This is a genomic window from Bradyrhizobium sp. P2_E8 (genome assembly GCF_056403875.1).
In genome coordinates this window covers 1-4,879 of record NZ_JBFUES010000573.1, presented here as the reverse complement: position 1 = coordinate 4,879, position 4,879 = coordinate 1, and the positions used below count along the sequence as shown (strand labels likewise).

The 4,879-nt window shown below is 64.7% G+C and carries 7 protein-coding genes and 1 pseudogene; 6 read left to right on the top strand and 2 right to left on the bottom strand.

The window, feature by feature from the left end; translation table 11 throughout:
* From AC1D00_RS26820 to AC1D00_RS26800, 5 genes and pseudogenes are all read left to right on the top strand, one after another.
* Nucleotides 1–138 (top strand): annotated as a pseudogene (locus tag AC1D00_RS26820) (chemotaxis protein CheW); the annotation flags it as partial.
* A 33-nt stretch (nt 139–171) separates the two neighbouring features.
* Entirely contained in the window at nt 172–558 is a 387-nt protein-coding gene (locus AC1D00_RS26815) for a response regulator (protein WP_028143851.1), read from the top strand.
* Nucleotides 559–619: 61 nt separating this feature from the next.
* Complete coding sequence (locus AC1D00_RS26810) at nt 620–1,498, top strand: CheR family methyltransferase (protein WP_477012726.1); 879 nt, start codon at nt 620–622, stop codon at nt 1,496–1,498.
* 2 nt (nt 1,499–1,500) lie between these two features.
* Nucleotides 1,501–1,818, top strand: coding sequence for a hypothetical protein (locus tag AC1D00_RS26805; RefSeq protein WP_011083221.1), 318 nt, complete (start codon nt 1,501–1,503; stop codon nt 1,816–1,818).
* 141 nt (nt 1,819–1,959) lie between these two features.
* Complete coding sequence (locus tag AC1D00_RS26800) at nt 1,960–2,463, top strand: response regulator (protein WP_027546795.1); 504 nt, start codon at nt 1,960–1,962, stop codon at nt 2,461–2,463.
* Between the two features lie 52 nt (nt 2,464–2,515).
* Here the strand turns inward: AC1D00_RS26800 and AC1D00_RS26795 are convergent, their stop codons facing one another.
* Complete coding sequence (locus tag AC1D00_RS26795; protein WP_477012725.1) at nt 2,516–2,821, bottom strand: hypothetical protein; 306 nt, start codon at nt 2,819–2,821, stop codon at nt 2,516–2,518.
* Nucleotides 2,822–2,987: 166 nt separating this feature from the next.
* On the opposite strand from AC1D00_RS26795, the gene AC1D00_RS26790 reads away from it, so the two are divergent.
* Nucleotides 2,988–3,623 carry a response regulator transcription factor gene (locus tag AC1D00_RS26790; RefSeq protein ID WP_477012724.1) on the top strand — a complete coding sequence of 212 codons (636 nt, stop codon included), beginning with the start codon at nt 2,988–2,990 and terminating at the stop codon, nt 3,621–3,623.
* A gap of 142 nt (nt 3,624–3,765) precedes the next feature.
* Here AC1D00_RS26790 and AC1D00_RS26785 read toward each other — a convergent pair.
* A partial coding sequence (locus tag AC1D00_RS26785; RefSeq protein WP_477012723.1) for an ATP-binding protein occupies nt 3,766–4,879 on the bottom strand: 1,114 nt, incomplete at its 5' end.

Genomic DNA, 4,879 nt, shown 5'->3' with positions numbered 1-4,879 from the left:
GAAGAGAACCCCGTCAACCTCGACCCCCGCATGGCCAAGCTCGCCGGCGGTGTCCACCGTCTCGACGGCCAGCTCATGGTCGTCCTCGACGTCGATCGCGTCCTCGAGCTCGAAACCAAAGTGCAAATCGCTGCGTGAGCCAACGAAAACATCGAAGCCGGGAGAACCGAAATGAAAACGTGTTTGGTGGTCGATGATTCCAGCGTGGTGCGCAAGATCGCGCGCCGGATCCTGGAAGGCCTTGAATTCCAGGTGACCGAGGCCGAGGACGGCTCGAAGGCGCTGGAGATATGCCAGCGGCAACTGCCCGACGCGGTGCTGCTGGACTGGAACATGCCCGTCATGGACGGCTTCGAGTTCATGGGCCACATGCGCCGCCTGCCCGGCGGCGACCAGCCCAAGGTGGTGTTCTGCACCACCGAGAACAACGTGGCTCACATCGCCCAGGCGCTCAGCGGCGGCGCCAACGAGTACATCATGAAGCCCTTCGACAAAGACATTATCGCCGACAAGTTCGCTGAAGTCGGCTTGATCCCGGTCGGACAAGCCATGGTCTGAGTGTGTCTGGCCCGAGTGTTTCGGCCAGAGTGTTTTCAGTACAGCTTTCGAGAGGCCATCCGTGACCCCGACCGAGTATGAGTATCTGCGCAAGTTCCTGAAGGACAATTCCGGTCTCGATCTGTCCGCAGACAAGCAATATCTGATCGAAAGCCGTCTCTTGCCGCTCGCCCGCAAGGCCGGGCTCTCCGGCATCCCCGAGCTCGTGCAGAAACTGCAAGGCGGGTCGCGCGCGCTCATCACCGACGTGGTCGAAGCCATGACCACCAACGAGACCTTCTTCTTCCGCGACAAGGTCCCGTTCGATCATTTCCGCGACACCATCATGCCCGAGATCATCAAGGCGCGGGCCGGCCGCCGCAGCGTGCGGATCTGGTGCGCCGCCGGCTCGACCGGGCAGGAGCCCTATTCGCTGGCGATGTGCCTGAAGGAGATGGGTGCAGCCCTCACCGGCTGGCGCGTCGAGATCATCGCGACCGATCTGTCGCAGGAGGTGCTGGAGAAGGCCAAGGCCGGCATCTACAGCCAGTTCGAGGTGCAGCGCGGCCTGCCGATCCAGATGCTGGTGAAATATTTCAAGCAGACCGGCGAGACCTGGCAGATCAATCCCGAATTGCGGGCGATGATCCAGCACCGCCAGCTCAACCTGCTGCACGATTTCGCSCAGCTCGGTACGTTCGACGTCATCTTCTGCCGCAACGTGCTGATCTATTTCGACCAGGAGACCAAGATCAACATCTTCAACCGGCTGGCGCGCCAGATCGAGCCCGACGGCTTCCTGGTGCTGGGGGCCGCCGAAACCGTGGTCGGACTGACCGATACGTTCAGGCCGATTCCCGACCGGCGCGGCCTCTACAAGCCGAACGATCCGCGTGCCGCCGCGGCCAAGCCGGCCCTTGCCGGCGTGGCGCCGCGCATGGCGGTGATGGCAGGACGATAGGCATGGCCGAGGATGGAAAAGGCGCGGAGCGCGTGACGTTCAGTCGCGGCTATGATGTCTGCATCATGGCCATCGACGGCACCTGGCGCCGTGACTGCAAGCTCAACGCCATTTCCGACACCGACGCCATCCTCACGGTTGAAGGCTCGATCCAGGGGCTGAACCTGAAAGAGTTCTTCCTGCTGTTGTCGTCCACCGGCCTTGCCTATCGCCGCTGCGAGCTGGTGCGCGTCAACGGCGCCGAAATGGACATCCAGTTCCTGCGCGGCAAGAACCGGAAGAAGCGCGGCGCGGCCGGCGGCCACGACGCGGCAGCCTGACCGGCGCGTGGCGGCGCCGGCGCTTTCCGCCACGTTGCTTTACATTTGCTGAAACATCCGGACGAATTTGTCGCGGCGGCTTTACGTGGCCGAAGACCGCGCCGTGTATCCATTGCTCGTCTCAATCTCAGGAATACGGCAATGCCCAGAAGTTCCCTCTCCCCCGTCCCGTCAAACCTGCCCGACGTCGCCGAGCGGCGTGCGCTCCAGCTCCTGGTGGTCGATGACGACGCCACGCAGCGCAGCCTGATCACGGTCGCCGCCAAGCAGGCCGGCCACGAAGTCACCGTGGCGCCGTCCGTGGCGGAAGCGATCGAGAAGCTCCGCGCCGCGCGCTTCGACTGCGTGACGCTCGATCTCGTGCTGGAGGATGGCGACGGCATCGACGTGTTGCGCGAGATGGCGAAGGCCAAGTTCGCCGGTGCCGTGATCGTCATCAGCGGCATGGACGGCAAGCGCCGCAGCGCCGCCCGCAGCTTCGCCCGTTCCGTCGGGATCCAGCTCCAGGGCCTGCCGAAGCCGCTCGATCTGGCGGCCCTGCGCATCAGCCTCGCCAACCTCGGCAAGACCGCGATGGGGCTGCCGGCGATCCACACCTGGGGTGGTGTCGCCAGCGACGCGATCGTGGAACGGCACCGCACCTGACGCGCGGAGCTGCCATGCAATCGGGCGCGGCCGCCGCCGCGCCGATCGCGACCTATAGCGGGTCGTCGGAATCCGACAGGTATTGAAGGGCGCGGTCAAGACCCGCCCGACAGACGTTGAGGGCGGTGCTCGCCGTGGCATAACGCGGCGTGACGTCGTCGAGCACCAAAATGTCGATGGAACCCGCCCGATCGCCGCTGTCGTCCCGCTCCAGGCCTGCGTCGAYCATGGCTGCGTCGATCAGGCGCATGCTGCTCTGGATCTGCGCGATCAGGCAGCGAAGGTCGGCCGCGATCAACTGACGGCTGTCGGCCTCGGGCGTCGTGACGAGAAGTGGCGTGCCAGCCGAATTTAGCATGGATATTCTCCGTCCCCCGCAATTAGGCGCCATGCCGCTACTTGTGCGTTAAGTCCATGTCCCGTACAAATACGGGTGGGCCGAATCCGCGCCGAACGCCATAAGGGTTGGCGCGGACGCGAGTCCTCAATGCCGAATGGACTCTAATGCCAATTGGACATGGCACATGGCCGAACAAACCTCTCGCGGTGAAATCTTCGTAGTCGACGACGACCCGGCCGTTCGCGACACCTTGTCGATGGTGTTGAAGGCGGCGGGCTATGAGGTGATCTGTTTTGCGGACGGCGCAGCGCTGCTCTCCGTCGCGCGAAACCGCACACCGGCTGCGATCCTGCTCGACGTGCACATTCCCGGAAAGTCGGGTCTCGACATTCTGAAGGAGCTGCACGGTGAGGATTATCCGGCGCCGATCTTCATGATCTCCGGCCAGGGCGACATCACGATGGCGGTGGGCGCCATCAAGAGCGGCGCGCTCGACTTCATCGAGAAGCCGTTCMGCGGCAGCGAGATCGTCGGCCGCCTCGACGAGGCGATCGGCGCCTATGCGCGCAGGCAGGCGGAGAACGCAGCGCCGAAATTCGGCTCGCTGCATTTCCCCGGACGCGAGCCGTTGACGCGGCGTGAGCGCGAGGTGCTTGAGCAGTTCGCCGCCGGTGCGTCCAACAAGGAAGCTGGCCGCACGCTCGGCATCAGCCCGCGCACCATCGAGGACCACCGCGCCAACATCATGAAGAAGCTCGGTGCGCGCAATGCGGCCGACCTGATCCGGATCGTGATGACCGCGGCGCAGCGCGCGTCGTAAGTCTTTCGGTTGAGCTTTCGCAGCCCGGGTGAGCCAACGGGTCGGCGCGAAGCGCCGCCCGATGACAGGCTCCGCGACACCCGGGAACACTGCCGCAGAGTCCCGGATGTCGCTTCGCTCATCCGGGCTACAGCACGGCGTGCTACCCCAGCAGCGCCTTGCGGATGATCCGCGCGAGATCCGATTTGCGGTAGGGCTTCGCGAGCAGCAGAACGCCCGAATCCAGCCGGCCGTGATGGATGATCGCGTTCTCGGTATAGCCCGACGTGTAGACCACTTTGAGATCGGGGCGCGTCTTCATCAGCTCGTCGGCGAGCTGCCGTCCGTTCATCTTGCCGGGCATGATGACGTCGGTGAACAGCAGGTCGAACGGCTTTCCGGCGGCGACGATCGCGAGCGCTTCCGCGGCGTTCGCAGCCTGCAAGGTGACGTAGCCCAGCGCGTGCAGTTGCGCCAGCACGTAGTCGCGCACCAGCCGGTCGTCCTCGACCACCAGGATCGTCTCGTGTCCGCCCTCGATCGTCGCGGGGACCACGCCGTCGCCGACCGCCGTCGCCGTCTTGCCGGGCGGCAGGTACATCTTGATCGTGGTGCCGTGGCCTTCCTCGCTGTAGATCTTGATGTGGCCCGCGGACTGCTTGATGAAGCCGTAGACCATCGAAAGCCCGAGTCCGGTGCCCTTGCCCGGTCCCTTCGAGGTGAAGAAGGGATCGAACACCCTGGCGAGCATGTTGGATGGAATGCCGGTTCCGGTGTCGCTCACGGCGATCAGCACATAGTGTCCGGGCCGGACGTCGTTGACGCTGGCATAGACCTCGTCGAGATAGGCGGCGCCCGTCTCAACGATCAGCTTGCCGCCGCCGGGCATGGCGTCGCGGGCGTTGAGTGCGAGGTTGAGGATCGCCGTGGTGAGCTGGTTGGGATCGACGATCGCAACGCAGCTCTCCCCCTCGAACACCGATTCGATCTGGATCTGCTCGCCCAGCGTCGGCCGCAGCAGCTTTGCGGTGTCGACGATCAGCGAGTTGATGTCGATCTCGCGCGGCTGGAGCGGCTGCTTGCGCGCGAACGCGAGCAGGTGCTGGGTCAGCTCGGCGCCGCGTCCGGCGGCCTCGTCGATCATCCTGGTGATCGCCGCAAGCTCGGGCTCCTTGGCCACTGCGTCGCTGAGGATTTCGATCGTCCCGGTGATCACGGTGAGGATGTTGTTGAAGTCGTGCGCCACGCCGCCGGTGAGCTGGCCGACCGCCTCCATC

Coding starts and splice junctions, on each gene's coding strand:
- AC1D00_RS26815 (WP_028143851.1), top strand. CDS start 172: ATGAAAACGTGTTTGGTGGTCGATGATTCCAGCGTGGTGCGCAAGATC.
- AC1D00_RS26805 (WP_011083221.1), top strand. CDS start 1,501: ATGGCCGAGGATGGAAAAGGCGCGGAGCGCGTGACGTTCAGTCGCGGC.
- AC1D00_RS26800 (WP_027546795.1), top strand. CDS start 1,960: ATGCCCAGAAGTTCCCTCTCCCCCGTCCCGTCAAACCTGCCCGACGTC.